The sequence below is a fragment of the Klebsiella sp. RHBSTW-00484 genome (assembly GCF_013705725.1).
In the GTDB taxonomy this organism is placed as follows: Bacteria; Pseudomonadota; Gammaproteobacteria; order Enterobacterales; family Enterobacteriaceae; genus Klebsiella.
Genome location: NZ_CP055481.1, coordinates 3117236 through 3142074 on the forward strand (window position 1 = coordinate 3117236; position 24839 = coordinate 3142074).

The 24839-nt window shown below is 50.6% G+C and carries 25 protein-coding genes; 12 read left to right on the top strand and 13 right to left on the bottom strand.

The window, feature by feature from the left end; genetic code table 11:
• Positions 1-104 precede the first annotated feature (104 nt).
• From HV213_RS14860 to HV213_RS14885, 6 genes are all read left to right on the top strand, one after another.
• Positions 105-893: a class I fructose-bisphosphate aldolase gene (locus HV213_RS14860; protein ID WP_112214963.1), complete on the top strand. Its 789-nt coding sequence runs from the start codon at positions 105-107 to the stop codon at positions 891-893.
• Between the two features lie 16 nt (positions 894-909).
• The gene (locus tag HV213_RS14865; RefSeq protein ID WP_181486262.1) at positions 910-1461 is read left to right on the top strand and encodes a glycerol-3-phosphate responsive antiterminator; all 552 of its coding nucleotides are present in this window, start codon (positions 910-912) and stop codon (positions 1459-1461) included.
• 20 nt (positions 1462-1481) lie between these two features.
• The gene (locus HV213_RS14870; protein ID WP_181486263.1) at positions 1482-3020 is read left to right on the top strand and encodes an FGGY-family carbohydrate kinase; all 1539 of its coding nucleotides are present in this window, start codon (positions 1482-1484) and stop codon (positions 3018-3020) included.
• 11 nt (positions 3021-3031) lie between these two features.
• Entirely contained in the window at positions 3032-3793 is a 762-nt protein-coding gene (locus tag HV213_RS14875; protein ID WP_181486264.1) for an SDR family NAD(P)-dependent oxidoreductase, read from the top strand.
• Between the two features lie 16 nt (positions 3794-3809).
• On the top strand, positions 3810-4805 hold the full coding sequence (locus HV213_RS14880) for a 2-hydroxyacid dehydrogenase (protein ID WP_181486265.1): 996 nt from the start codon (positions 3810-3812) through the stop codon (positions 4803-4805).
• An 89-nt stretch (positions 4806-4894) separates the two neighbouring features.
• Complete coding sequence (locus HV213_RS14885) at positions 4895-6157, top strand: PTS galactitol transporter subunit IIC (RefSeq protein ID WP_181486266.1); 1263 nt, start codon at positions 4895-4897, stop codon at positions 6155-6157.
• 123 nt (positions 6158-6280) lie between these two features.
• Here the strand turns inward: HV213_RS14885 and ompC are convergent, their stop codons facing one another.
• The gene (gene ompC, locus HV213_RS14890) at positions 6281-7360 is read right to left on the bottom strand and encodes a porin OmpC (RefSeq protein ID WP_181486267.1); all 1080 of its coding nucleotides are present in this window, start codon (positions 7358-7360) and stop codon (positions 6281-6283) included.
• Positions 7361-8048: 688 nt separating this feature from the next.
• Between ompC and HV213_RS14895 the strand changes: the two genes are divergently transcribed.
• Complete coding sequence (locus HV213_RS14895; protein WP_249415945.1) at positions 8049-8651, top strand: SAM-dependent methyltransferase; 603 nt, start codon at positions 8049-8051, stop codon at positions 8649-8651.
• Between the two features lie 120 nt (positions 8652-8771).
• Here the strand turns inward: HV213_RS14895 and HV213_RS14900 are convergent, their stop codons facing one another.
• Genes HV213_RS14900 through HV213_RS14925 form a run of 6 tightly spaced genes read right to left on the bottom strand, consistent with a single transcriptional unit; the run spans position 8772 to position 13520 of the window.
• Positions 8772-9224 (bottom strand): MaoC/PaaZ C-terminal domain-containing protein, encoded by a 453-nt coding sequence (locus HV213_RS14900; protein ID WP_181486269.1) that lies wholly within the window; start codon positions 9222-9224, stop codon positions 8772-8774.
• A gap of 21 nt (positions 9225-9245) precedes the next feature.
• The gene (locus HV213_RS14905; protein ID WP_197975062.1) at positions 9246-9578 is read right to left on the bottom strand and encodes an L-rhamnose mutarotase; all 333 of its coding nucleotides are present in this window, start codon (positions 9576-9578) and stop codon (positions 9246-9248) included.
• 19 nt (positions 9579-9597) lie between these two features.
• A complete protein-coding gene (locus tag HV213_RS14910; protein ID WP_181486270.1) occupies positions 9598-10500 on the bottom strand; it encodes a dihydrodipicolinate synthase family protein in 903 nt (300 codons plus the stop codon).
• A 48-nt stretch (positions 10501-10548) separates the two neighbouring features.
• On the bottom strand, positions 10549-11418 hold the full coding sequence (locus tag HV213_RS14915) for an amidohydrolase family protein (protein ID WP_181486271.1): 870 nt from the start codon (positions 11416-11418) through the stop codon (positions 10549-10551).
• Between the two features lie 19 nt (positions 11419-11437).
• On the bottom strand, positions 11438-12493 hold the full coding sequence (locus tag HV213_RS14920; RefSeq protein ID WP_181486272.1) for a Gfo/Idh/MocA family protein: 1056 nt from the start codon (positions 12491-12493) through the stop codon (positions 11438-11440).
• A gap of 16 nt (positions 12494-12509) precedes the next feature.
• Positions 12510-13520 carry an L-rhamnose/proton symporter RhaT gene (locus HV213_RS14925; protein ID WP_110274674.1) on the bottom strand — a complete coding sequence of 337 codons (1011 nt, stop codon included), beginning with the start codon at positions 13518-13520 and terminating at the stop codon, positions 12510-12512.
• 266 nt (positions 13521-13786) lie between these two features.
• Between HV213_RS14925 and HV213_RS14930 the strand changes: the two genes are divergently transcribed.
• The 3 genes from HV213_RS14930 to HV213_RS14940 are packed head-to-tail and all read left to right on the top strand — an operon-like array spanning position 13787 to position 17207.
• On the top strand, positions 13787-14929 hold the full coding sequence (locus HV213_RS14930; protein WP_181486273.1) for an extracellular solute-binding protein: 1143 nt from the start codon (positions 13787-13789) through the stop codon (positions 14927-14929).
• Between the two features lie 2 nt (positions 14930-14931).
• Complete coding sequence (locus tag HV213_RS14935) at positions 14932-16089, top strand: CaiB/BaiF CoA transferase family protein (RefSeq protein WP_181486274.1); 1158 nt, start codon at positions 14932-14934, stop codon at positions 16087-16089.
• A complete protein-coding gene (locus HV213_RS14940) occupies positions 16086-17207 on the top strand; it encodes a CaiB/BaiF CoA transferase family protein (protein ID WP_181486275.1) in 1122 nt (373 codons plus the stop codon). The genes HV213_RS14935 and HV213_RS14940 overlap by 4 nt, the downstream gene beginning before the upstream one ends.
• Positions 17208-17408: 201 nt before the next feature.
• Here HV213_RS14940 and HV213_RS14945 read toward each other — a convergent pair whose 3' ends face one another.
• The 6 genes from HV213_RS14945 to HV213_RS14970 form a co-directional block, all read right to left on the bottom strand.
• Positions 17409-18146: an IclR family transcriptional regulator gene (locus tag HV213_RS14945; protein ID WP_110274678.1), complete on the bottom strand. Its 738-nt coding sequence runs from the start codon at positions 18144-18146 to the stop codon at positions 17409-17411.
• A gap of 1 nt (position 18147) precedes the next feature.
• Positions 18148-18864: a FadR/GntR family transcriptional regulator gene (locus HV213_RS14950; RefSeq protein WP_181486276.1), complete on the bottom strand. Its 717-nt coding sequence runs from the start codon at positions 18862-18864 to the stop codon at positions 18148-18150.
• Positions 18865-18996: 132 nt separating this feature from the next.
• Positions 18997-19500: a hypothetical protein gene (locus HV213_RS14955; protein ID WP_181486277.1), complete on the bottom strand. Its 504-nt coding sequence runs from the start codon at positions 19498-19500 to the stop codon at positions 18997-18999.
• 466 nt (positions 19501-19966) lie between these two features.
• A complete protein-coding gene (locus HV213_RS14960; RefSeq protein ID WP_181486278.1) occupies positions 19967-20974 on the bottom strand; it encodes a FecCD family ABC transporter permease in 1008 nt (335 codons plus the stop codon).
• Complete coding sequence (locus tag HV213_RS14965) at positions 20971-21927, bottom strand: ABC transporter substrate-binding protein (RefSeq protein ID WP_181486279.1); 957 nt, start codon at positions 21925-21927, stop codon at positions 20971-20973. Before HV213_RS14965 ends, HV213_RS14960 begins: the two co-directional genes overlap by 4 nt.
• A gap of 19 nt (positions 21928-21946) precedes the next feature.
• The gene (locus tag HV213_RS14970; protein WP_181486280.1) at positions 21947-22756 is read right to left on the bottom strand and encodes an ABC transporter ATP-binding protein; all 810 of its coding nucleotides are present in this window, start codon (positions 22754-22756) and stop codon (positions 21947-21949) included.
• Between the two features lie 394 nt (positions 22757-23150).
• On the opposite strand from HV213_RS14970, the gene deoC reads away from it, so the two are divergent.
• Both deoC and HV213_RS14980 read left to right on the top strand, forming a co-directional pair.
• Positions 23151-23852 (top strand): deoxyribose-phosphate aldolase, encoded by a 702-nt coding sequence (deoC, locus tag HV213_RS14975; RefSeq protein WP_181486281.1) that lies wholly within the window; start codon positions 23151-23153, stop codon positions 23850-23852.
• A 57-nt stretch (positions 23853-23909) separates the two neighbouring features.
• Positions 23910-24839 carry a ribokinase gene (locus HV213_RS14980; RefSeq protein ID WP_181486282.1) on the top strand — a complete coding sequence of 310 codons (930 nt, stop codon included), beginning with the start codon at positions 23910-23912 and terminating at the stop codon, positions 24837-24839.

Below are 24839 nucleotides of genomic sequence, written 5' to 3' on the forward strand. Positions count from 1 at the left end.
GTTTGGATTACTGAACGGTTATCAAAAGGGTAAGTGAATCGAAAGCCCTCAGAGACGAAAGTCTCTGAGGGCTTTTTTTGTTTTTCTATCTCAGGAGTAAAAAAATGTCTAAAGAACGTCGTCTCTCTCGCATTTTCGCAAAAGATGGTAAATCAGTCACTCTGGCACTGGATGGCTACTATTTTTCAACCAAAACAAATGGTATTGATAATACAATAAACCAGCTCCCTACCCTGGTGGAGAGTGGTTTGGATTGTGCGTTGGTTACTTATGGCATGCTCAAAAATTTCCGCGAGGTTTTCAATTGCGTTCCCGTTGTATTACGCGTCGATAGCACGGTGAGTATTTTTGATAATACCGTTCCCGATACGACTCCGGTTTTTTCCATCGAAGATGCACTGAAAGTCGGTGCCGAAGGCGTGGTTTGCATGACCTTCCCCGGTGCATTCAATGAAGAGAAAACGCACATCATGGCGATGCAGCTGGCGCAGGCCGCTGACCGCTGGAATGTGCCGCTGATCGTTGAATCTCTACCGTACGGCTACCCCGTCACCAGCGATGACTCCAACAACCCGGCCATTATCGCCGCCTCGGCGCGCATCGCTGTTGAGCTTGGCGCTGATGTTATCAAAACGCGCTTCACTGGTACCGCGGATGACCGACTGATTGTTGAAGCAAGCGGCGTGCCGGTACTGGCGCTCGGTGGGCCAAAAACCGGTATTGATGGCTACTTCAAGTTTGTCGAGCACTGCATGCAGGTTGGCGCAAAAGGCGTAGCGGTGGGCCGTAATATTACCCAGGACCCACAGCCCGCAAAAGTAGTAGCAGGTCTGAATGCCATCATCCATGAAAATGCCACAGCGGAAGATGCATACAGCCTCTACATGGCTTAATCACACGGATACTAATATGTTTTTAAATAACACCATCATACCGTCAGTTAGAAAATACAAACATTTTGAACAGGCGTTAGCCTGCCCTTCAGAATATGTACTGTTATCCGAAGCGAATATCGGAAATTTGCAATCACTGATTGGCAAATGCCATCAAAGTGGCAAGAAAGTCCTTATTCATCTGGAGTTGCTGGGTGGTTTTAAGCCAGACCAGGCGGGGATCAGTTTGTTAAAAAATTACTACAAGGTTGATGGTGTTATTTCGTCCAATCTCTCGGCCCTACGATTTGCCAAAAAAGAGGGGTTGTTAACAATCTTTCGGGTGTTGCTTATCGATTCGCGTTCGCTGGATCAGTCCATCGATATTGTTAAACATAACCCGCCGGATGCAATTGAGATCTTACCTGCTGAATATGCCTGCCAGTGTCTGGAATTGATTAGCCGGAATTTAAAAGGCTTTGATGTGATATTCATCGCCGGAGGCTTTGTTAAGCGGAAATACCTTGTCGATAAAATATTCCATGCCGGATTTAAGGGTATCACCACCAGCGAACCCGGATTATGGTAACTAATAAGGAGTTCACGAAAATGAACCAACAATATGTCATGGGTATTGATAATGGCGGCACCGTGACCAAAGCGGCTATTTATGACCGCAGCGGCAACGTGGTGGCCATCGCCTCAAAATCAACGCAAATGCTAACGCCAAAGGAATTTCATACCGAGCGCGATATCAACGAACTGTGGGCGGCAAACGTTGAAGTGATCAAAAAAGCTATTGCCCAGTCCGGTATTGACGCCAGCCAGATTACAGGCGTGGCGGTGACCGGCCACGGCAACGGGTTGTATATGGTGGACGAAACCGGTACGCCGGTGCGTAACGGGATTATTTCCACCGACAGCCGGGCGAAAGCGTACGTTGAAAAGTGGTACCGCGAACCAACGTTCTTGACCGATATATTGCCAAAAACCATGCAGTCAATCTGGGCCGGGCAGCCCGTTGCCCTTCTCGCCTGGCTAAAAGACCACGAGCCTGAAACGCTGAGTAAGGCGCGCTACATTTTTATGGTCAAGGATCTGATTCGTTTTTACCTGACTGGTGACGCCTTCCTCGAACTCACCGATATCTCAGGCACCAACCTGATCAACGTCCGCGACCGTGATTATGATTCATCGCTGCTGGCCTGGTGGGGGCTCGCCGAGCTTCGCGACAAACTCCCGCCGATTAAGCTTTCCACAGATTGCTGCGGCTATATTACCGATGAAGTGGCCCGATTAACTGGGTTATGCGCGGGAACGCCGGTCTCCGGCGGCGTCTTTGATATCTCCGCTTCATCCGTCGCTTCCGGTATCAATACCCTGGATAAGCTGGCGATCATCACCGGGACCTGGAGCATCAACGAATACGTGACCGACCATCCCGTTATCGATAAAGATCTGTTTATGACCTCGATCTACCCGATTGAGGGCAAATGGTTAATCACCGAGGCCAGCCCGACTTCCGCCAGCAATCTTGAGTGGTTTATCAATAACTTTATGGAAGGTGACCGCACAACCGCTGCGGCGCAGGGATCATCGGTCTATGAGCTGTGCAATGAACTGGTCTCTACAACCACCGCCGATGAAAGCCACTTGCTGTTCTTCCCGTTTGTATTTGGATCCAACACCATCCCGGATGCTTCAGCGGGTTTTATCGGACTCAATAGTTTCCATAAAAAGGCGCATTTCCTGCGTGCAATCTACGAAGGCGTCGCGTTCAGTCATCTTTATCACACCGAGCGTTTACGCAATATCAACCCAAATTTAAGCCGCACTATTCGCATTGCGGGCGGCGTCACCAACTCCCCGGTCTGGCTACAGGTCTTTGCCGACATTTTCCAGTCCACTCTGGAGATTGTTGACGTTAAAGAACACGGCACGCTGGGCACCGCGATGACCGCAGCAGTGATGGTTGGCTGGTTTGATGATGTCTTTGCCGCCTCAAACGAGATGGTTCACGTTTCACGAACCGTCGCCCCTAATCCGGACAACAACAAGGTCTATCAGGATAAGTATCAGCTCTACAAAAACCTGTTATCGGAAATGCAGTCTCCGTGGAAAAGCTGCAGTAACTACATCACGCATTGAGTGAGGAAAGTATGGATCTGAATTTACACCATCGCACAGCTATCGTTACCGGCGGCGCAACGGGACTCGGCAAAGAGTTTGTCCTCTCGCTGGCCAAAGAGGGAGTCAACATCTGCTTCACGTATATGCGTGATGAAGAGTGCCCGGAGCAGTTGGTCGAAACGGTGAAAAGCATCACCAACGTCGAGATTATTGCGGTTAAAACCGATCTTTCCGATGAGCAAAGCCGGGAGAATCTGTTTGCCACCTGCATCGAGAAATTGGGTAATGCCGATATTCTGGTTAACAACGCCGGGATCTGGCTGAGTGGCTACGTCACCGAAATCACGCCGCAGGACTGGGACAAGGTGATGAATGTCAACCTGAAGGCGGTCTTCCACTTAAGCCAGCTGTTTGTGAATCACTGTCTGAGTAAAGATCAGGCGGGTAGCATTCTGAACATTACTTCCCAGGCGGCCTTCCACGGCTCAACCACAGGCCATGCCCACTACGCGGCCAGTAAAGCGGGCCTGGTGGCCTTTTCTATCTCGCTGGCGCGTGAAGTGGCAAAACAAAAAATCAATGTCAACAACATCGCCGTCGGCATCATGGATACCGCGATGATCCGTAAAAACATTGAACAAAACCCTGACTATTACGTCAGCCGTATTCCGGTGGGCCGGGTGGCCCAGCCGCAGGAAATTGCCGACATTGGGGTCTTCATGGTTTCTCCTAAAACCAGCTATATGACGGGAGCAACTCTGGATGTCACCGGCGGTATGTTGATGCGTTAATTTATGGAGAATCATTATGAAATGTCTGGCAATTGCTGATCTTTTTATCAATACAGCGATGATGGACGCAGGTCTGAAAGCGCTTAAAGATAAAGGTATCGAGGTGGAAGTTCGCGAATGGTCGCATGAATCAATCGAAAAGCTACAGGAGGACAATTTACAGGTTGAGCAACAAGGCGCTGAAGCGGTGGCATTGCCCGCCGCCCTGCTCCAGGGGGCAGAGGACGTTGAGATCCTGATAACCCAGTTCGCCCCGGTTAATGCGGCAGTTTTCGATAAACTGCCAAAGCTCAAGTATGTGGGCGTGCTGCGCGGCGGAATTGAAAACGTCAACCAGGCAGTGGCGAATACGCGCGGAATTGAGGTCATGAACACACCGGGGCGTAACGCCCGCAGCGTGGCGGAGTTTACCGTCGGCATGATCCTGGCAGAAATGCGCAATATCGCTCGTTCGCACGACGCGCTGCGCGATAAGTTCTGGCGCAAAGACAGCCCTAACCACCAGGCCATTCCTGAACTGGGCGGTAAAGTGGTCGGCCTGGTCGGGCTGGGGCACATCGCCCAGCTGGTCGCCGGGTTCCTGCGCGGTTTCGGAAGCGAGATTATCTTTTATGATAAATACGTCTCCGGGCACGATTGCTATGAAAAGGTGGACTCGCTGGACGAACTGGTTCAGCGGGCGGATGTCGTGTCGCTACACGCCCGCATGACGCCGGAAACCGAAAACCTGATCAACGCCCATCATTTTGAGCTAATGAAACCGAGCGCCATTATTGTCAACACGGCACGCTCTGGGTTAATCAACGAACAGGATCTGATTGCCGCACTTCAGGCAGGAAAAATTATGGGCGCAGCATTGGATACTTTTGATGATGAACCTTTGCCGGACGATAGCGCGTTTTATACGTTGAATAACGTCACGATAACGCCGCATATTGCCGGTAGCACGATTGACGCATTCAGCAATTCGCCAAAGTTATTTTCTGAGATCTTATTAAAGAAACTCGGCTAAGTATTAAAAGAACCGATTAAGATTTTTATACGGCCCATTGGGCACGGGTTCGCTCGCGCCCAATTCAGCCGCCTGTTTAAGGAATCTCTATGGATATTATCAACAGCATTATTAGTCTGGGGGCATCAGTAATGATGCCAGTAATATTCTTTATTATCGCACTTTGTTTTGGGGTAAAAATCGGCACCGCATTTAAAGCCGGGATGCTCGTGGGGATCGGCTTTGAAGGGGTTGGCCTGGTGATTGGTCTGCTGTTAACCAACATCGGCCCGGCCTCGCAGGCGATGGTAGAACGCATCGGCCTGCAGCTAACGGTGGTGGATACTGGCTGGCCGACCGCTTCGACCATCGGCTGGGGTTCGCCGTTGATGCTGCCGGTGGTAGTCGGTTTTATCGTTATCAATATTGCCATGCTGCTGCTCAAACTCACCAAAACGGTTAATATCGATATATTCAACTACTGGATTTTCCTGATTATGGGATCGGTAGTGTATGCCGGAACCGGTAACTACTGGCTCTCAGTGGGTATTACTTTCGGTATATTTGTCTTAACCCTGCTGGCAGCAGATTTAACCGCGCCATATTTACAAAAAAACTATAATCTTAAAGGGATTTCTTTTCCCCATCTTACCTGTATAACCTATGTCCCGTTTGGTATTGCCTGTAACTATATTATTGATAAGATCCCGCTAATCAATAAAATTAATTTCGACCCGGAGAGTATTAATAAGAAATTCGGCGTCTTTGGTGAACCGCTGACCCTGGGCTTCGTGCTGGGACTGCTGCTGGCCTTCCTTGCCGGATACGATGTTTCAGCTGCGGTGTCGCTGGCGATTAAAGTTTCCGCCGCTATGCTGCTGCTACCAAAAATGATCGAAATTTTAGTTCAGGGTTTACTGATCGTTCGCGATGCCGCTGAAGCTAAGCTGAAGGCTAAGTTCCCTAACCGCGATTTCTATATCGGGATGGATACCGCGCTGCTCATAGGCGAGCCTTCGGTGCTGGCGACCGGGCTGCTGTTGATCCCAATGGCGGTAGTGCTGTCAATTATCCTGCCGGGCAACCGCGTGCTACCGTTTGTCGACCTGGCCTCGTTGATGTTCCTGCTGGCAATGGTTACGCCGTTCTGTAAACGCAATATGTTCCGCATGTTTATTACCGGTACGCTGGTGATAACCTGCATTTTGTACGTCGGGACGGATATTTCGAAAGAGTACACCCAAGCAGCGGTCAACTCTAATATTCCGGTGCCGGAAGGGATGTCTGAAATCACTAATATCGTCGGAGGAGCAACCACCCCGGTTGGCTGGCTGGCGGTGAAATTCGGTGAGTTTTTCAGTACTGCGCCTTAAATTGCCCTTCTCTCCCTGCCCGGCGCTGGAAACGGCGTCGGGTTTTTTATCGTCCTGTTTCCCCCAAAAAAAATGCCTGCCAGGAGGGTTAGCTGGCAGGCATTGTAGGGTAAAACGCGTGACTTAGAACTGGTAGGTCATACCTACAGCAACGATGTTGTCGGTGCTGATGCTGGCAGCTTTGGTGAACGTATTGTCATCCAGCAGGTTGATTTTGTAGTCCACATAGGTAGACATGTTTTTATTGAAGTAGTAAGTCGCGCCTACATCAATGTATTCAACCAGATCCTGGTCGCCGTTGCGGCCCAAATCTTTACCTTTTGATTTCAGGTAGGCGATGGACGGACGCAGGCCGAAATCGAACTGATACTGGGCAACCACTTCGAAGTTTTGCGCGGTGTTAGCGATATAGCCATTACCGAACTTGGTCATATTGCGGGTTTCAGCATAGGTGGTCGCCAGGTAGATGTTGTTGGCATCGTACTTCAGACCAGCAGCCCACACTTCCGCTTTTTCACCACGAGCGTAGGCGTTTGGATAATCACGACCAGCTTTAACCTGAGCATCGGTACGGTCGGAAGCCGCATAGGCTGCGCCTACGCCAAATCCTTCGTACTCATAAGTTGAAGACAGACCCCAACCATCACCATGTTGTTTCGCCAGATCACGACCTTCTTCTTTGCCCTGATACTGTGCGGCAATGTTCAGGCCGTCGACCAGACCAAAGAACCCGTTGTTACGGTAAGTCGCAACGCCTGTGGTACGACCGGTGGCGAAGACATCCGTCTGCGTCCAGGTATCACCACCGAACTCTGGCAGCATATCGGTCCATGCGCCGATGTCGTAAGCAACGCCGTAGTTACGACCATAGTCCAGAGAACCATATTCGCCAAACTTCAGGCCAGCGAACGCGAGACGCGTTTTGTCTCCAGAATTGTTGCCTTCAACATTGTTAGCGCTGAATTCATATTCCCACTGACCGTAGCCGGTCAGCTGATCGGTGATTTGCGTTTCACCTTTAAAGCCCAGACGCGCGTAGGTCTGGTCGCCATCTTCATCTTTATCGCTAGAGAAATAATGCAGGCCGGTCACTTTCCCGTAGAGGTCGAGTTTGTTTCCGTCCTTGTTATACACTTCAGCTGCCTGCAAAGTTCCTGCAGCAAGAAGTGTAGAGACGGCCACTGTTAGTAATTTTAATTTCATATTATTTCGTCCCTAACTATTATTTATTAAAAGAATATCAAATCTCAGATGCCTTCTGAGCGGATCCATTATGCGATAATTCTCAAGATGACTTGAAATGAAAAGTTCCTGATTTTTACACCAAAAGCTATAACTGTGACAGAAGTGGTGGTTGTTAATTGACGTCCGTCAATTAATCGCACTACCAACACGTAATTATTCTGAATCAAAATACTTTCAACCTGCAAAAACAGAATGTTCAACCAAAATACAGATTTTCACATAAGGAAATTCTAATGATAAGATAAATTAAACATTTAATTTTGTTAAATTTCAATTAAATCAATGATTTGCAGTTTATATCTTGAGATGGAAAAATCCTATATATAAACGAGTTAATTCGCCACATTGGCTTTCAAAAGGTATATTCGGAGTTTTCTATCCTGATTTGATTTCGTCTTATTTTTATTGTCTGTTTTATTTTATCTTTTTTACAAAACTTCAAAGCATTATACCACTGCCGTTTAAGGTTTGTTTAGTATTTCTGTGAAAGGGATGTCGGCTACAGTATTTTTAAGGGATGGCTTTAGTAATGAATAAATTTAGTCCAGAAAATTGCCCGAGAGATTATCTTAATCAGAATATGATGGGGCCGAATGTGCTGAGACTGGTAGAGGAACTCAGCCGATCCCTGGAACTTTGGCCAGGCATGCGTATTCTCGATCTGGGCTGTGGTACGGGGCTGTCATCAATGTATCTGGCAACCGAATTTGGCGTCGAAGTTGTGGCTGCGGATTTGTGGGTTAACGCTGATGATAATGCCCGTCGCTTCGCGTCCGCTAGCATGGAGAACAAAATTATGCCCATCAATCTCGACATCAGCGCCTCCCCAGGGCTCGGGATCTTCGCTCGCGACGCTTTTGATGCGGTTGTCAGTATTAACGCCTGGCACTACTTCGGCACCGATCGCTCTTTTATTGATCAATGCATCGCGCCGTATATCAAAGATGGCGGCATGGTGGCCGTCATTATCCCGGGGTTGCGTACTCAAAACGCAGAAGCACTCCCTGAAATGCGTTCTCTTATTGATAGCGGCGTGAATCTCCTGACCACCGACCGCTGGCGCTCTGTGTGGTCTAAGAGCCAATATCTGACCATCAGCCAGTGTCGCCACATGACCTCCGGTCGCCAGGCGTGGCTGGAGTGGCAGAAGTGCGAAAATGTGTTTGCCGCAGCCGATACGGCCTGGGGAGATGAGGAGACGGGTAAGCAGTTGCGTTTTATTCAAATGATCGGTCATGTTATTAAATAAATAACCAACGTACACTGGGTAGGTCTTTCTGCCGGGTGACGGCTAACGCCTTGTCCGGCCGACAACACCACAATATCAACATGTTATGCGGTAGTCGTAGGTCCGGACAGGCGCGCACTTTTATTCGCCAATATTCCGTTTTTCAACCAGCAGCACATGCTGCGTCGCCATGACGCACTCGTTGCGCTGATTCAAAGCCTCCAGCTTTTCCGTCACAAAGCCGTATTTCTCATTACGCGGGTGATCTTTCATTTCACTAATAGAAATATTGACCCGAATGGTATCGCCAATAAAAACCGGATGCGGAAAACGTAATTTCTCATAGCCATAGGTCATCGCTTTGGAATTAATAACGCCAGCCGTCATGCCAACCGCGACGGCAAAGGTTAAAGTACCGTGGGCAATACGCTGGCCAAAAGGCTGAGTTTTACACCACTCGGCATCCATATGATGGGGATAAAAGTCGCCGGTCTGCCCGGCGTGAATAACAATATCGCTTTCGGTGATGGTGCGCCCCGTTGTTGTCCGACATTCAGACAGGGAAAAATCTTCGAAATATTTATCAATAAACATAATTCATACCTCTTCAGGCGGTTACTCCAGGTGATAAACCTCTTCCATTGATGCCCACAACTCCCCTTCCTTCCTGGTTTCCAGGGGCGTCAGGCACGGAATGCACTCTTCCCACCAACGCTGTGTTACCGGGTCTGCGGCCATCTTCGCCATATCTTTTTGATAATCATCGCCGTGATATTCGTAATAGCTGAACAGCCAGCCATCTTTAAAATAAATAGAGTAGTTTGAGATGTTACAGGCTTTAATCATGGCATTCACTTCAGGCCAGGGATTAGCATGCAGTTGCGCATAATAAGCATATTTTTCAGGTTTAACCTGAATAACACCGCCAAAACGTTGAATGGCTTTCATATTATCCCTCGTAAACTGATTAGATGATGGCGCTTTGCTTCAGCACCTCACGAATTTTAATTTTCCGCTCTTCGCTTAATGGTCCGGTCGGGCGCAACGAATTCACCGGCACATCAAGGCCGATAAGCTGTAATGCGTATTTAATGACGTTATAAAAAGGCACATCCAGGCCGTAGAGCGGTGGGATCCAGGACAACCGCTGCTGCAACGCGACCGCTTCGCTCAGCTCCCCGTTACACCAGTGCTGATAAATGCCGCAGGTCAGCTCCGGGGCAAAGTTAGCACTGGCGGGGATCGCGCCGTCGCCGCCTAAAATCAGGGTGCCAAACAGATATTCATCATATCCGGAGAACACAGCAAAATCCGGGCGCAGCGGTTTCACCGCATGAATCACTTCGCGAATATGATTTAAGGTATCAACGGTATCCTTCAGACCCACGATATTCGGGCATTCCACCGCCAGACGCTGGATGCAGGAAACAGGGATCGACTGACCGGTCAGCGCCGGGAAGTTATACAGCATGATCGGTACCGGTAGCTGTTCGGCGATATAGCGGAAATGTTCGAAAAGATATTCATCGGCCAACGGGTTGTACCACGGGTTGATCACTACCACGCCGTCGGTACCTGCCTCCAGCGCTTTGCGACCAAACTCAATCGTCGCCTGGGTTCCCGAGTGCGAGATGCCAATCAGTACCGGTTTACGTCCCGCGACGTACTCAATGCCAAACTTCATCACCTCCAGGCGCAGGCTATCAGACATATGGGCGAATTCGCCCGCGCTGCCGAGAAAAAAGAGTCCATCCACATCGCTGGCAAGCAGATGGTCAATCAGCCGCGACATCGCCGGACGATCCAACTGCTCGTGCTCATCAAACAATGTAGGGACCGGGGGAATAATGCCGCTAAATTTCGTACTCATGTGTCACTCCTGATGTTCTAAAAGATATCGGTTAAAGACGCCTGCGCGTCATGCTTCCCTCAACCGATAGAGTTCGTGTGCGTTGTGGCTAAAAAAGTTCTCTTGCCAGGCGCGGCCCTGCCCCTCGGTAATGCGCATTAGCGTATCGACCCACGGGATCAGTCCGGTATTCAGTAAGCAAACCGGGAAGTTGCTGGCGAAGACGATCCTGTCGGCGGAAAAGATCTCCAGGCACTGTTCAACGGTCGGACGTACCAGACTGATATCGCCATCAACGGGAATATTGACCCCGGAGACTTTGCACCAGACGTGTGGCTGCTGCGCCAACGCCTGCAAACGTTGCCGCCAGTTCGCCGCGTAGGTTGCCTCCTCCTTCAGCCGGACGCTATCAACATTGCCCATATGATTTAGCACCAGGGTCGTTGACGTCCGTTCAGCCAGCGCCACCGCATCCGCCAGATCTTCATTGCGCAGGCAGACCTCAAAGCAGAGCCCTGCTTTACCCAGCGCATTAACATTATTGAGAAAATCAGAGGTCAGGCAGGCGCCAGGCCGCTGGCTGGCAACATGCAAAACGTGGCGTATACCTTTGATCGCCGAATGGTACTTACCGGCGTCAAGCCAGCGTGAGACCGCATCTGGCTGTTGCAGGTCGAGGGAGATAATGCCGCCCTCGACAAAATTCGCCGGATCTTCACAGAGTTCGTGCAGAAATAGGCTTTCCTCATCTCGCTGCTCGGGCGCGACGTCAACCTCGACGTACAGCGCCCGGTCGATACACCACTTTTCCTGGTCAACCCGCGCGCGATAATCCTGCCAGCTAACATCATGATTCAACGCCGGAACCGCACTAAGCCACGGCAGACGAAAGCGCGACAGATCCCATAGATGAAGATGCGTATCGGTAATGTGCAACATGCCAGACCTCCCGTAGTAATCAGTATTTCACCGCTGTCGCACCGCTAACGGTTGACTGGTAGCAGGCTTCCACCACGCACATGGTTTTCCAGGCGTCATTGATGTCGTTAAGCCAGATATAATTTGGATCCTCAAGTTTGCACTGTAGCCCCGCCATCGGACCAATAAAGGCATCCGGGAACCAGGTCCCTTCAATTGCTAACGTTCGCCACCCTTTGCCATCATCAAGGATGAATTCAAATTTATCGTCAGCGCCCTGCGGATAATTTAAAATAACCCCAATCTGGATTTTAATAGCCCCTTTAGTGCCTTCTATTTTGAAGAAACATTCCTGTTTGTCCGGGGAGTAATCATGACCATGGTTAGTATGAATATTGGCACGAATAACATCGCCATAGTCCATGATAATCGATGAACGAGTTTGCGCCAGCTCCATCATTTTAGGATGCTTCATGGTTTTACAATAAACGGACTGGGGGTCGCCAAGGAAGAAACGAATCGCGTCGATATAATGTATGCTGTGGTAATTAACCTCCATCCGTTCTTTCTCAAAAAGAAATTGCCAAAGATTCCACGGTGTTTGACAAATAACTCGCATTTCAACGTCATGAATATCGCCAAGCAGACCTTCATCAATCATTTTCTTCGCGGCGATCATAAAGGGGGCGCGACGTAGCTGGAAATTAATACCAGCGGTAATATTTTTCTCATGACAACAATCAAGAATAGCTTTCGCCTGTTCAATGGATTCGCCCATCGGTTTTTGAATCAATACGCCAGCCTGCGAAGGGAGTTTCTGTAAAATCGGCAAAATTTCTGAGGCCGGTACGGCGATATCAAATACGCAGTCTTCGGATCCCGCCAGCGATACCAGCTCCTCAATCGTCTGACAGGTATGAGGAATATCCCACTGCGAAGCCACGCTTTGTGCTTTCTGATAATCCCGGTCATACAGACCAAGAACCCGGAATCCGGCTTTGCGATACGCGGGTAAATGTGAGTCAGTGACAATACCGCCAGCACCAATAATGACGATAGGTTTACTGTTTTGCGGCATGTTCAGTTGTGTTGTCATCTCTTTATCCTCTTCTTTATGCTAATCCGTTGGCATATCCAACGATAACGACGGACAGAACCAGAATAACGTTACCCAGCAGCATAACTTTTTTCGGCTTTTCATAGCCTTGCCACTCACCTGTTTTGAGTCCCCAGGCGTTGGAAATAATCAGCGCCCCGGAGAGGAACGCTATCCAACCAATGACCGGCCCCAGCTCGCCCAGCAGCGCTGTGGACTTGGCATATAATCCTAATGCGGCAAACCAGATCCCTCCTGTCAGTAATGCTTTAAACCATGCAAAGGAAGAACCTGGGCGGGCGAAGTCGCTGAACGTGTTGTTTTTTCTCAATACCCACAGCGCATAGCCGATATTGGATATGAAGCCGCCGGAGGCAAAAACGATGACGTAAGCAATCAGGCTGGCGCTCACCGGATTAATACCATCTTCCACTGCCAGCGCGCTGGCCCGACTGGCGTAGGTATAGCCGACGTTCATCGCCGCGGTACCAAATCCCGAGGCCAGCGCCATCAATAGCCCGCTGACAAATTTATCGTTTTTGACCCGCGAAGCATCCTGCTTTGACTCTTTATCTTTGAGAATACCGGCTTTGGTGATAACCCCTACGCCAATTAGCATCACCGCCATTCCGGCCAGCAGCCAGCTCATTGAGTTAGCAGGTGGTATTTTGTTAAGGATAAATAACGGAATTAGCGAACCGAGCGAGCATCCTACCCCGGTATTAATTCCGACGGTTAACGACATGCCAATATTATCAATGCCTTTACCATACCAGATGGCACTAATACCCCAAAGAAAACCGCAGGCGGCGGCGATAGCTAAAATCCAACCGGGCGTCATCAGGATGTATTTTAAAAATCCTGGAACTTCAATCCACGTCCAGACAATAGGAATGATCAGTATGCCGATAATAGAAAATATCACCCAAAAGGCTTCCCAGGAAAATGGCCGGTAATTTTTCATCCCCAGCCCAAAGCTTCCCTGGAACATACAAGCGATCATCAATACAAAAAATCCCGCTAGCATAGAGCATCTCCTGTTAATTAGATTATTTACTCAAGGATTATCCTCATTGTTTTGTTCATATATGTGAATTAATGACCACAAATAAAAACTAATCGAAAACTAACTCTCGTTTTTTTAATGGTCAATCGAAATAAAACTTCAATTATTATTTTTCAATGCTGATCACAAATTCACCTAATCTGACTACAAAAGTATCAGTAGCTGTGACTCAATGGTAGTGCGGTAGTACCAATTTTATGTGAAGTTCATTGCAAAAAGGAGTTGTTATGGTGACGTTGAGGGGCATTACCTGGGGTCATAGCCGCGGATTCACATCCGTTGTCGCAACCGCACAGCGGTTTAGCGAACTGCATCCCGACATCGAAATTTTATGGGAAAAACGTTCATTGCAGGCCTTCGCCGATGGCGATTTGGATGAACTGGCGCGGCATTACGACCTGCTGGTTATTGACCATCCGTGGGCGGGCTTTGTCGCGGAGAAAGCGATCCTTTTGCCTCTGCAAAACCATTTACCAAAAGCGTATCTTGACGATCAGGCGGCCAATTCGGTAGGCGGCTCCCACGAAAGCTATCTATTTAACGGTTTTCAAAGCGCCCTCGCCATTGATGCGGCCACGCCTGTCGCGGTCTATCGGCCCGATCATCTGCAACAAGGGCAGTTCGCCCTGCCAGCAACCTGGCAAGACTTACTCAGCCTTGCCCGCAGCGGCAAAGTGATTTACGCCGGGATCCCGATCAACTTGTTGATGGATTTCCTGATGCTCTGCGCCACCCGCGGCGGCACCTGGTTTGACGAGGAAAACATTACCCACCGCGACACCGGCATCGAAGCGCTTGAAGCGCTGCGCGAACTGGCCAGCCACTGTTCAAAAGAGATTTTTGACTACGACCCTATCGCCGTTCACGAACAGCTTTCGACCCGTGATGAGTGGAGCTACTGCCCCTTCGCCTATGGCTATTCAAATTATTCCCGCGCCGGATATGCTCGCCACCTGCTGAAGGCGACCGATGTGGTCTCCTGGCACGGCGAGCCGCTGAAAACCGTGCTTGGCGGGACGGGACTGGCCATTTCCGCGAAATGTCCGCATCAAGAGGCTGCCCTCGCCTACGCCAGCTATACCGCCTCGGCAGAGGTACAGAAAACCCTCTTCTTTGATAACGGCGGTCAGCCGGGCCATCGCGGGGCCTGGCTTGATAAAGAGGTGAATCGCCGCAGTCTGGATTTCTTCATCGACACCCTTCCCACTCTTGATCGCTCAGCAAAGCGTCCGCGCTACAGCGGCTTTTTGAACTTTCAGGATCACGCTGGCGATGTGGTTCAGGAGTATGTGATGCACGGTGGCAACAGCGCTGCTGTCTTTGCCCACCTGAACGCGCTTTATCAAAAATCACGCGGCTTAATGGGGTAACTATGCTTCCTTTAACAGGTTTAGTGGTACTGGATTTCAGCCAGTTTCTGGCCGGGCCTTCCGCTGCGCTGCGCCTGGCGGATATGGGGGCCAGGGTCATCAAAGTGGAACGTCCTCAGGGTGGGGATGCCAGCAGAAACCTGAGCCTTAATAATCAGTGGATTAATAATGACAGCCTGCTTTTTCATACTATTAATCGCGGTAAAGAGAGCTACACGGCAAATCTGAAAGAGCCCCAGGAGCTGGCTGCGGTTAAGCAGTTGATCGCGCAGGCCGATGTTCTTATCGAAAATTTTCGCCCCGGCGTGATGGACAAAATCGGTCTTGGCTATGAACAGGTGAAGGCGCTCAACCCTCGTCTGGTCTATGCATCCGTGACCGGATACGGGACCGAGGGGCCGTGGGTTAAAAAACCCGGTCAGGATCTGCTGGTGCAGGCCATGTCGGGGCTCACCTGGCTCAACGGCAATCAGGACCAGCCGCCGACGCCGTTTGCGCTCTCGGTCGCCGATTCACTTGCCGGTGCACATCTGGTCGAGGGGATCCTTGCCTGCCTGATTCGTCGGGGGAAAACTCAGCCTGGAGGACGTGTTGAGGTCAGTCTGATGGAGTCGCTGCTCAGCATGCAGTTCGAAGTACTGACCACCTGGCTCAACGACGGACATCAACCGCCTTGTCGTAGCGCGGAAAATAACGCCCATGCTTATCTCGCCGCGCCTTACGGTATTTATCCTACGCAACAGGGCTATATCGCGCTCGCTATGGGCTCAGTGGTTGAGTTGGGCGAAATCTTGGGTTCTCCCGCGCTCGCCGAATATTGCAAACCGGACGAATGGTTCAGCCGTCGGGATGAGATCAAGCAGGTGATTGCTGGGATTCTGGCGACAGATAGCGCCGCGTTTTGGGTCACCCAACTTGAGGAGGCGGGTTACTGGTGCGCTGAAGTTTGCGACTGGCAAACGCTGACGGCAAGCGAGGGATTCCAGGCGCTGGATATGATCCAGCATGTCAAACTTGAGGACGGCAACACGATCGCGATGCTGAAATCCCCGCTGCGCTTTAATGGCGCACGCGCCTCCTCTTCCCGCCCGGCTCCAGCGTTAGGCGCAAGTAGCGCACAAATTCAGGCCGATTTTCATTTACGGGAGGCAGAGAAATGAAACCACTGTCAGGTATTAATGTACTGGATTTCAGCCAGTTCCTTTCCGGCCCGTCGGCTGCGCTTCGGCTTGCCGACCTTGGGGCCAGCGTAATCAAAATCGAGAATCCCGATGGCGGCGACATCTGCCGCAAGCTCTACATTTCCGAACTGGAAATTGATGGCGACAGCTCGTTATTCCACGCCATTAACCGCAATAAAAAAAGCATCACCGTCGATCTCAAAGATGCAGCGCAAAAAAGCAGGCTGCGGCCGCTTCTCGAGCAGGCAGATGTGGTCATCTTTAATTACCGTCCGGGCGTATCAACGCGGCTCGGCCTGGACTATGCGTCGCTGCGGGAGATCAATCCCGGTCTGATATACGGTGAAATTTCCGGCTACGGCGACAGCGGCCCTTGGGTTTCGCGTCCTGGTCAGGATTTACTGGTGCAGGCACTCTCAGGTCTGTGTTGGCTCAACGGCAACCGGGATCAACCGCCGCTTCCTTTTGGGCTGTCCGTCTGCGATATTTTCGCCGGGGAATATCTGGTTCAGGGCCTGATGGCCGCTCTGGTACAGCGGGCGAGAACCGGCACGGGATGCCTGGTCCAGGTGAGCCTGCTGGACGCTATTCTCGATCTGCAGTTTGAAGTTCTCACCACCTGGCTGAACGATGGACGACAGCCGCCAACGAGAAGCGCGGTCAATAACGCCAATGCCTATATTTCCGCGCCTTACGGCATTTATCCCACCGCCGATGGTTTTATTGCGCTGGCGATGGCCCCCATCCCCCGGTTGGGAAATTTGCTGGGCTGCACCGCGCTGCTGGAATTTAACGAGCCGCAGCAGTGGTTTACCCGGCGAGATGAGATCAAGCAAATTTTGCTCGACCATTTGCGGCACAAAAAGAGCGAGGAGTGGTTGAGTATTCTGGAAGCGGAGGATATCTGGTGCGCACGGGTAATGGACTGGGAGCAGCTCATTGCCAGCGAAGGTTTTCAGTCGCTGAAGATGCTACAGGAAGTGCGTTTGCAGAGCGGGAAAACCCTGCAAACCACCCGCTGTCCGATAAAAATCGACGGCGAGATCTTCACCAGCACCGTGGGCGCACCACCACTTGGCGCGCATAATCCGGGGTAATTTCATCACACCCTGCGCTCTTACCCGGGCTACGAGATCGCAGACGGCTGAAGACGGGTAGCCCGGACAGATGCGCAGCATCGCTTCCGGGGAAATTCTGCTCCCCTGCGGCCTTCCTCCCGGGGACGGCGCGATGCGCCTTGCCCGGGCTACGGGATCGCAGACGGCTGAAGACGGCCGCGACCCGGGGGGGGGCAGCGACTATTGCGCCAGTATCCGGCACTCTTTCATCACTGGCAGAATGTCCTCCAGCACCAGTGATTCCCATTCGTAAGCAAGAAACGTCACGCTAAAAGCCGCCACCATTTTGCCATTTGAGGAGTAAATAGGTAGCGCAACGCAGGCCGCGCGTTCATTGGCCTCGCGTTGCTCAATCGCGTAACCCTGCTCGCGTACCTGACGGAGTTCCGCCAGCAACACCGGTAACGAACTTATTGAGTCCACTGTCATTTTTTCCAGCGGCGCGTCGCCATACAACTGCACAAGTTCTTCATCGCGATATTGGCTAAGGAGCACTTTGCCAACGGCGGTACAGTGCGCCGGGAGATGGTTGCCAATATGCCGCATCAGTGAGAGATCGTCCTGAGCCAATGCTTTTGCCAGATAGACCACCTGCTTACCATCGAGAATCGCCGCGTGGCTGGTTTTGCCCAGACGCTTACTTAAAAAAGCGGTCAACAGCCGCAGATCGCGAACCAGGTCGGTGCTCTCAATGCAATTAGCGGCGATTTTTATCAGCGCCAGACCCGCGTGATATAGCCGTGTATCCGGCATATACAGCAGATAGTCGTTATCGAGAAATTCCTGAATCAGGCTGTGGGCGGAGCTTCTGGGGATGTCGAGGCTGGTTTGCAGGTCGGTGAAACTTAGCCCCTCGCGGTGGCTGGCAATCAGCTCCAGAAGGCGAAACGATCTTTCAGCAGATTTAACCTTGGCCATATTAGTTATCTTTATTATCCGCGATGCGATCATAGAATTTGCGTGAAGACTGATAGAACGACTTGAGATTTTTACGCAACTGAACCTTATCCCGCAGAACAAAGGCTTCATGAATATTCAGTCGCAGCTTAAAGCTGTGCGCCATGGCACCGTCGGCATTCAGTAATTTGCGCGAAAATTCCTTACGCAGCATCACGATAGTCTGCATTAACTTGTCATAAATCTGGTTGCCGCACAGGCGTCCCATTAGCAGATCGTACTCATCAAGCAACTGGTGATAGGCCTCCGGCTGACCATCCTGCGAAATCAGTTCCGCCATCTGGTCAATTATCGCCTGAAAACGGATATGGTCGTCGTGAGTCACTACGGTTATCGCGGTGAGATAAACCTCTTCTTCTATAAGCTTCCTCGCCGCATAAATTTCATCGAGGTTATGAATCTCCTTATGGAAGATCCAGGTCATCGTCTCTTCAGGCAGCTGTGGTTTGTTCTCACAAACATAGCTGCCATCGCCTGGTTTTATCTCGATAAGCCCAATCAGCGACAGTGCGCGCAGCGCTTCGCGCACCCGGCTGCGCGTGACATTGAACATCTCACCCATCGCCCGTTCATTCGGCAAACGCTGCCCGGGCTTCAGCTTTCCGGAGGTGATCTGCGAGGCTATCTGCTCCATAATCTGTTCGGTCAGGGTGGTTTTCTTCAGTGCGGTCACATCCATGATATTTTCCATATACGGACAAGGTTCATATCCATGAATTTACGGAAGCCAGGTCCGTTGTGCAACACTTTGATGTTCACTATTCCAGCAGCATCGCAGAATAAATGGGCCACACTGGCGCGGAAAGCGCCTTCACGGCATAAATTTATCGATCATCGAGGATGCATGTAAATAATGAGATAATGCTAAGAGCGAATGAAATGAGTTAAAGCCAAACTTTTCGATTAATTTTCTTTTATAGTTACTATAAACTTTTGGCGAAACGCCAAGTAGATCGGGGTAATCTTTTGCCAGTAAATTAAATTTCATAATAAAAATATACTGAAACTCTCTCTCCGTTAAGTTAACGTCCTCCCCGACGGGAATACCATCGGTCACTCTGGAAATTATGCTGGCGATATGTGCTGTGCGTTTTTTATTTATCAAACAGACAATGTTATCTTCGACTCTGAAGCAGACAAAATTCTTTTTCATTTCAAAGCTATTGATAAGAAAATGGAACTGCGCGTTGGTGTGAGATGTGTACTTAGTTAAACACAAATCAACCAGATTTGCGTCCCTGAATGGCTTGATATCATTTATTTTCAGTTGTATGGCTTTTTTGAAAAAATAGTTGGGGCTGAAAATAGTTAACATCCCTTTCCCTCACGAAAGTTCAATAATCCTTTATAGATGTGCGCATAGCACACTCCATGGGCATATACCCATGAGTGAAGAGGGTGAATTATAAAGTTATTTATTCTTTATTGTCCAGACGGTCAATTTTAAGAAAAATCCATCACTGGTTGAAGTTATTTGAATTCTTAACGCCCGTATGTAGTGACTATTGCTTTTGTGATTTTAGGATTTTTCTCATCACCTCCCTGAAATGTGCGTTGATATAGATTAATATTCTAAAAATAAGCGATAACTAACAAATTAAATCACTTAAAGTTAATTTATCAACATATAAAGCCGTGCTTATGAATATTCTGCGTCAGAGAGTGTAAAACGTTGGTACACCTTCTAAACGTTTGTTTGCCATTCGTTTAGAAAGTGTAAGTTCACTTTTTAGCGGAATCATCAGGCATGACGAATGCGTATGCTGATTTTTGTGATGACGCTAGGTTCTGTTTCTGGCCAGCAATATAATAATAAACAGGCCGCCGATTCCCGCAGTGATAATGCCAATCGGCAGCTCCTGCGGGGCCAGCAGCGTCCTGCTGACAATATCGCCGCCGCATAAAAGTACCGCCCCCCACAGGCCGCATAGAGGGAGCAAAAGCCGATGCTTAACGCCGGAAAAATAGCGGCACATATGCGGCACCATCAACCCGATAAAACCAATCACTCCGGTTAACGCCACCAGCAAAGAAGTGGCCAGCGCGCAGCAGAAGAAAACCTCCATCCGCAGGCGACTGACGTTAATGCCTAATGATTGCGCCGTCTGTTCACCGGCCAGCAAACCATCCAGCGAACGCCAACGTAGCAGGACAAAAGCGCCGAGAAACAGCAGACTAAATATGGCATAAGGCAGATTATCCCAACGCGCTAACCCCAGCCCTCCCAGCGACCAGAACAGCACCGAACTGGCGGCCCGCTGATCGCCGGAGAAGATCAGATAGCTGGTCAGCGCACCAAATAAAAAAGAAATAGCCAGCCCGCAGATAACCAGATGTTCAGCACCGCGCTGTTTTTTAAAATGAAACAGCAGCATCACCGCCACGGCGGAACAAATCCCGCCGACAAACGCCGATACCGGTAGAGTTAGTGCGCCAAGCCGCTCGCCAAATCGGGTGATCACCAGTACCGCCCCCGCCGATGCGCCGGAGGAAAGACCGAATAAAAAGGGATCGGCCAGATCGTTGCGGGTGGTGGTTTGCAGCAGTCCCCCCACCATCGCCAGAACAGCTCCCGTGAGTACGGCGAGCAGCGTTCTCGGGACGCGTAGATCAATCACAATGCGCCTGACCATCTCAGAGACTGGAACGTCCATGAGCCCTAATGCGCCCAGTACCTGAATCAGCGATAACGGTACGCTGCCTTTGGCAACGCTGAGCAGCATTAACCCAGCTAAAACAAGCAGCGCACCCCATATTGCCCAATGGTAACGGTATGCAGAAAAGGTCATTGGTTTGCCGTCGGGTACATCGCGCGCGCCAGCTTCTCTACCGCTTTAATATTGGCCGGCCCCGGGGTCAACTCAGCGTATTGCAACTTCAGATAACGCTGATGCTTCACCGCCGGTGTCATCTTCATTAACGGGTGATTTTCGAGGAAATGACGAAGCGTATCCGCCCCGCTTCCGGTCTGATAATCCAGGAGAATAATAAAGTCCGGTTCCGCTGTCGCAACGCTCTCCCACGAGGTCGTCCCCCAGCTAATATCCAGCCCGTCCATCACGTTTTTACCTCCGGCAGCTTCGATAATCGCCGTTGGCATAGCGTAGCGACCGCTGGTGAAAGGTTTATCCTCGCCCGAATCATAAACAAACACTTTCAACGGTTGAGTACCCTGCGGCGGTTTTGGCAGCGCACTGAGCGTTTTTTTCCAGCCGTCGACTAACACCTGCGCTTCTTTCTGCTTGCCGAAAATCTTACCCAGCGTCAGCTCATCGTTATACAGCAGATCCATACTCGCTTTGCGTTTATCGCCAGAAGTAAAAACGCAGCTTTCACTTAATACGAAGGTCTTAATACCATATTTATCAAGGACGGTTGGCGTCACCTCGCCGCCCACTTTCATACCGTAATTCCAGCCTGCGAAAAAGAAATCGGGATTCACTGCCAGCAACGTTTCCAGTGAAGGGTATTTAGGGGCCAGTTCGGGAATTGATCCCATCGCCTTTTTAAATTCCGCCGTCATTTTATACCAACCGCTAATACCGGTTAGCCCAACAATGCGGTCCTGTAAACCGAGTGCGAAAGCCATTTCAGACATATTAAGATCATGGATAACTGCCCTCTTTGGGGCTTGCGTGAATGTCACTGGCGTCCCGCAACTCTCAATGGTGACCGGATAATCAGCAGCGCACACCGCAGTAACCGACATAATAGCAATAATACCCACAAGCCACTTATTCATTACGATCCTCATATATTTATCAGGCATAGCCTGGTACCTCAAAAATACGCAGCGCCTTACCCGTATCAGGGTGCGGTACGGTAAAACAGGTCAAGCCGAAAACGGGATAAAGCTGTTCAGAGACAAGTACCCGCTCCGGTATATCCCAGGCCACCGCACGCCCTTGCGACAAAAGCAAAACGCGATCGGCAAACGACTCAACCAGTGATAAATCATGCAGCACCGCCACCACCGTGATTCCTTTACTTTTTACCAACGAAAGCAGTTCCACCCGGCCTGGAGGATCCAGATGATTAGTTGGCTCATCCAGCAACACCAGCGCGGGTGACTGAGCCAACACCCGAGCCAGCGCCGCTCGCTGCCTTTCTCCGCCGGAAAGCGCAGACAGCGAACGCTTTCGCAACCTCTGCAATCCTGTATCGTTAATGGCCCGGGTCACGATGGTTTCATGTTCACAATGCGGCATATCGCGGGCGTGGGGAATGCGCCCGAGAGCGACGTAATCCTCAAGAGCCAGCCTCATATCGGGGGTATCATTCTGCGCGAGCACCGCAATCTGCTTAGCGCGCTGCTGTCGCGACAGTTCGCTTATGGGGCGTCCGAACAGCAGGATGTCGCCATTCAGCGTGGTCAGTTCTCGATCGATCGCCCGCAGCAGTGAGGTTTTACCGCTGCCGTTTGGCCCAATGACCGCCAGACACTCACCCTTTTTGGCTTCAAAATGGACGCTGGATAGGAGTTCCCCGCCTCCGGGACGCGGTAATGATGCAATATTGACGCTGAGCACCGGGTCAACAGTCGTACAACACGTTGTCAAACTCTCCTCCATTAGCAGGCTCTTCTCCTCTCTTCAGAGTGGATTGCTGAAACACTCAATTTTTTCATCTTTCTCCGCCCAGAAAAGATGATAATCATTATCATTTAAAAAGAAAGGCGAATAGTCACATATTTCATAATGATTATTTATATATGTTATAACATAACATTTAATCATGATAATTGACAACCTAGTCTCCGGCCTGACCCGGAATACAAAAACTCAATCGCTTCCTGCACTGTTCACCCGCAATTTTGCCAACTCCCTCACAAAATTCTGCGTCTGAAAATTCTGTCCATATGGTCGGGATTCTTGCCTATCACGCCTTTTCTGCCACCTCCTTACAGTAAGCCCATGTCATTCACATCGTAACGTATGTTTTTTCAGCCAACAGGAGTAGTGGTACATGATCGATTTTAATGATCCCCGTCAGGTCGCAAAGGCCATCCAGTTCACCAACGTCAACCCGGACTTAACCCGTGAAGGTCTTATTCAGCATCTGAATGTCTGCATGGAGTATCAGTTCGATGCGGCAATGATCGCACCGTGCTGGGTCTCCGTCGCCAAAGACGTAATGAAAGGAACCGGCATTCGCGTCGCCACCACCGTGAACTTTCCTCAGGCCAACGACACGACGGCAATGAAAATCGCCGTGGTTAGAGAGCTGGCCAAAGAAGGCGCAGATGAATTTGATTTCCCACCGAACCCTGGCTTTTTGCTCGGCGGAATGGATGACCTCTATTTCAACGAACTGAAGGAAGTCACCCACATCGCCCACGACCTGGGAATGAAAGTGAAGGCAATGCTGGAATTTGGTTTTATCACCGAAGAGGCGATGAAAATCAAAGCCACTCGCTACGCCTATGAAGCAGGTATTGATTGGGTGAAACAATCCAGCGGCTGGGGCAAAGGCGGCTGCGCGGCAACGGTAGAAGATGTTCAACTTCTCAAAGCCAATATCCAGGCCCCTTGCCGGGTCAAAGTATCCGGTAAAGTGAACACTCTGGAGAAGATGAAAGAGATGTTCGTTGCAGGCGCAGAGCTGGTTGGAACCAGTTCCGGACCCGAGCTGGTGAAAGGTCTGGTCGGCGACATCAACGCCTATTAACCGAACGGTACCGCCGGAAATGGCGGTACCACACCCGCACAATTTAAGGAGTATGTGATGAGTGTATTTATTCTCGGCAGTTATGCAAAAGCCCTGGTGATGACCGCCGAGCGCATTCCGCTGGCTGGTGAGACGCTAATCGGGCATGACTTCCGCCAGACCTGGGGAGGAAAAGGCTCCGATATGGCGGTTCAGGCTGCCCGCCTGGGAGCTGACGTGGTCTATAGCGGCGTGGTGGGTAAAGATACTTTTGGTACCGAATTCGTTGAATTGATGCTGGAGGAAGGGATCAATATCGATGGTCTCACCCTGACCACCGAGCTGCCGACCGGCGCTGGCTTGATTATTAAAGATAAAGAAGCCCGTAACGTCATCGTCGTGGATATGGGAGCGAACAAACTCTTTACCCCGGCGCTGGTGGATAACGCCCTGCATCAAATTAAAAGCTGCGGCGTGGCGCTGGCTCAGCTGGAAATTCCGCTGGAAACTGCGCTCTACGGGCTGAGACGCGCAAAGTCGCTGGATAAAATCACCATTCTTAACCCCGCGCCGGCCAGAGATCTCCGCGGTCTCGATCTGAGCGCGATCGACTACCTCACCCCCAATGAAACCGAAGCGCGCGTTGCGCTGGGCCTGGCGCCGGACGACGCTCGTAGCAACCGGGAAATCGCCAGCATGCTGCTGGAGACGGGCTGCCGTTATGTGGTGATGACGCTGGGCGATGCGGGATCCGCCGTGTTCGGCCCGCAAACCACGCAGGAAATTCCCCCTTGTCTGGTTGAGGTGGTTGATAGCAACGGCGCGGGCGACAGCTTCAACGCCGCCCTTGCGGTGGCGCTGGACGAAGGTCAGCCGATAAGCGAAGCGGTCCTGTTTGCCAACGCCACCGCGGCGCTGTGCTGTTCTGACTGGGAAACCGTGCCCTCTTACAAATACCGCACCGACGTCGATGCCTTTTTGCAATCGCACGCCGTGATCGAGGAATAA

Coding starts and splice junctions, on each gene's coding strand:
- HV213_RS14860 (WP_112214963.1), top strand. CDS start 105: ATGTCTAAAGAACGTCGTCTCTCTCGCATTTTCGCAAAAGATGGTAAA.
- HV213_RS14865 (WP_181486262.1), top strand. CDS start 910: ATGTTTTTAAATAACACCATCATACCGTCAGTTAGAAAATACAAACAT.
- HV213_RS14870 (WP_181486263.1), top strand. CDS start 1,482: ATGAACCAACAATATGTCATGGGTATTGATAATGGCGGCACCGTGACC.
- HV213_RS14875 (WP_181486264.1), top strand. CDS start 3,032: ATGGATCTGAATTTACACCATCGCACAGCTATCGTTACCGGCGGCGCA.
- HV213_RS14880 (WP_181486265.1), top strand. CDS start 3,810: ATGAAATGTCTGGCAATTGCTGATCTTTTTATCAATACAGCGATGATG.
- HV213_RS14885 (WP_181486266.1), top strand. CDS start 4,895: ATGGATATTATCAACAGCATTATTAGTCTGGGGGCATCAGTAATGATG.
- ompC (WP_181486267.1), bottom strand. CDS start 7,360: ATGAAATTAAAATTACTAACAGTGGCCGTCTCTACACTTCTTGCTGCA.
- HV213_RS14895 (WP_249415945.1), top strand. CDS start 8,049: ATGCGTATTCTCGATCTGGGCTGTGGTACGGGGCTGTCATCAATGTAT.
- HV213_RS14900 (WP_181486269.1), bottom strand. CDS start 9,224: ATGTTTATTGATAAATATTTCGAAGATTTTTCCCTGTCTGAATGTCGG.
- HV213_RS14905 (WP_197975062.1), bottom strand. CDS start 9,578: ATGAAAGCCATTCAACGTTTTGGCGGTGTTATTCAGGTTAAACCTGAA.
- HV213_RS14910 (WP_181486270.1), bottom strand. CDS start 10,500: ATGAGTACGAAATTTAGCGGCATTATTCCCCCGGTCCCTACATTGTTT.
- HV213_RS14915 (WP_181486271.1), bottom strand. CDS start 11,418: ATGTTGCACATTACCGATACGCATCTTCATCTATGGGATCTGTCGCGC.
- HV213_RS14920 (WP_181486272.1), bottom strand. CDS start 12,493: ATGACAACACAACTGAACATGCCGCAAAACAGTAAACCTATCGTCATT.
- HV213_RS14925 (WP_110274674.1), bottom strand. CDS start 13,520: ATGCTAGCGGGATTTTTTGTATTGATGATCGCTTGTATGTTCCAGGGA.
- HV213_RS14930 (WP_181486273.1), top strand. CDS start 13,787: ATGGTGACGTTGAGGGGCATTACCTGGGGTCATAGCCGCGGATTCACA.
- HV213_RS14935 (WP_181486274.1), top strand. CDS start 14,932: ATGCTTCCTTTAACAGGTTTAGTGGTACTGGATTTCAGCCAGTTTCTG.
- HV213_RS14940 (WP_181486275.1), top strand. CDS start 16,086: ATGAAACCACTGTCAGGTATTAATGTACTGGATTTCAGCCAGTTCCTT.
- HV213_RS14945 (WP_110274678.1), bottom strand. CDS start 18,146: ATGGCCAAGGTTAAATCTGCTGAAAGATCGTTTCGCCTTCTGGAGCTG.
- HV213_RS14950 (WP_181486276.1), bottom strand. CDS start 18,864: ATGGATGTGACCGCACTGAAGAAAACCACCCTGACCGAACAGATTATG.
- HV213_RS14955 (WP_181486277.1), bottom strand. CDS start 19,500: ATGTTAACTATTTTCAGCCCCAACTATTTTTTCAAAAAAGCCATACAA.
- HV213_RS14960 (WP_181486278.1), bottom strand. CDS start 20,974: ATGACCTTTTCTGCATACCGTTACCATTGGGCAATATGGGGTGCGCTG.
- HV213_RS14965 (WP_181486279.1), bottom strand. CDS start 21,927: ATGAATAAGTGGCTTGTGGGTATTATTGCTATTATGTCGGTTACTGCG.
- HV213_RS14970 (WP_181486280.1), bottom strand. CDS start 22,756: ATGGAGGAGAGTTTGACAACGTGTTGTACGACTGTTGACCCGGTGCTC.
- deoC (WP_181486281.1), top strand. CDS start 23,151: ATGATCGATTTTAATGATCCCCGTCAGGTCGCAAAGGCCATCCAGTTC.
- HV213_RS14980 (WP_181486282.1), top strand. CDS start 23,910: ATGAGTGTATTTATTCTCGGCAGTTATGCAAAAGCCCTGGTGATGACC.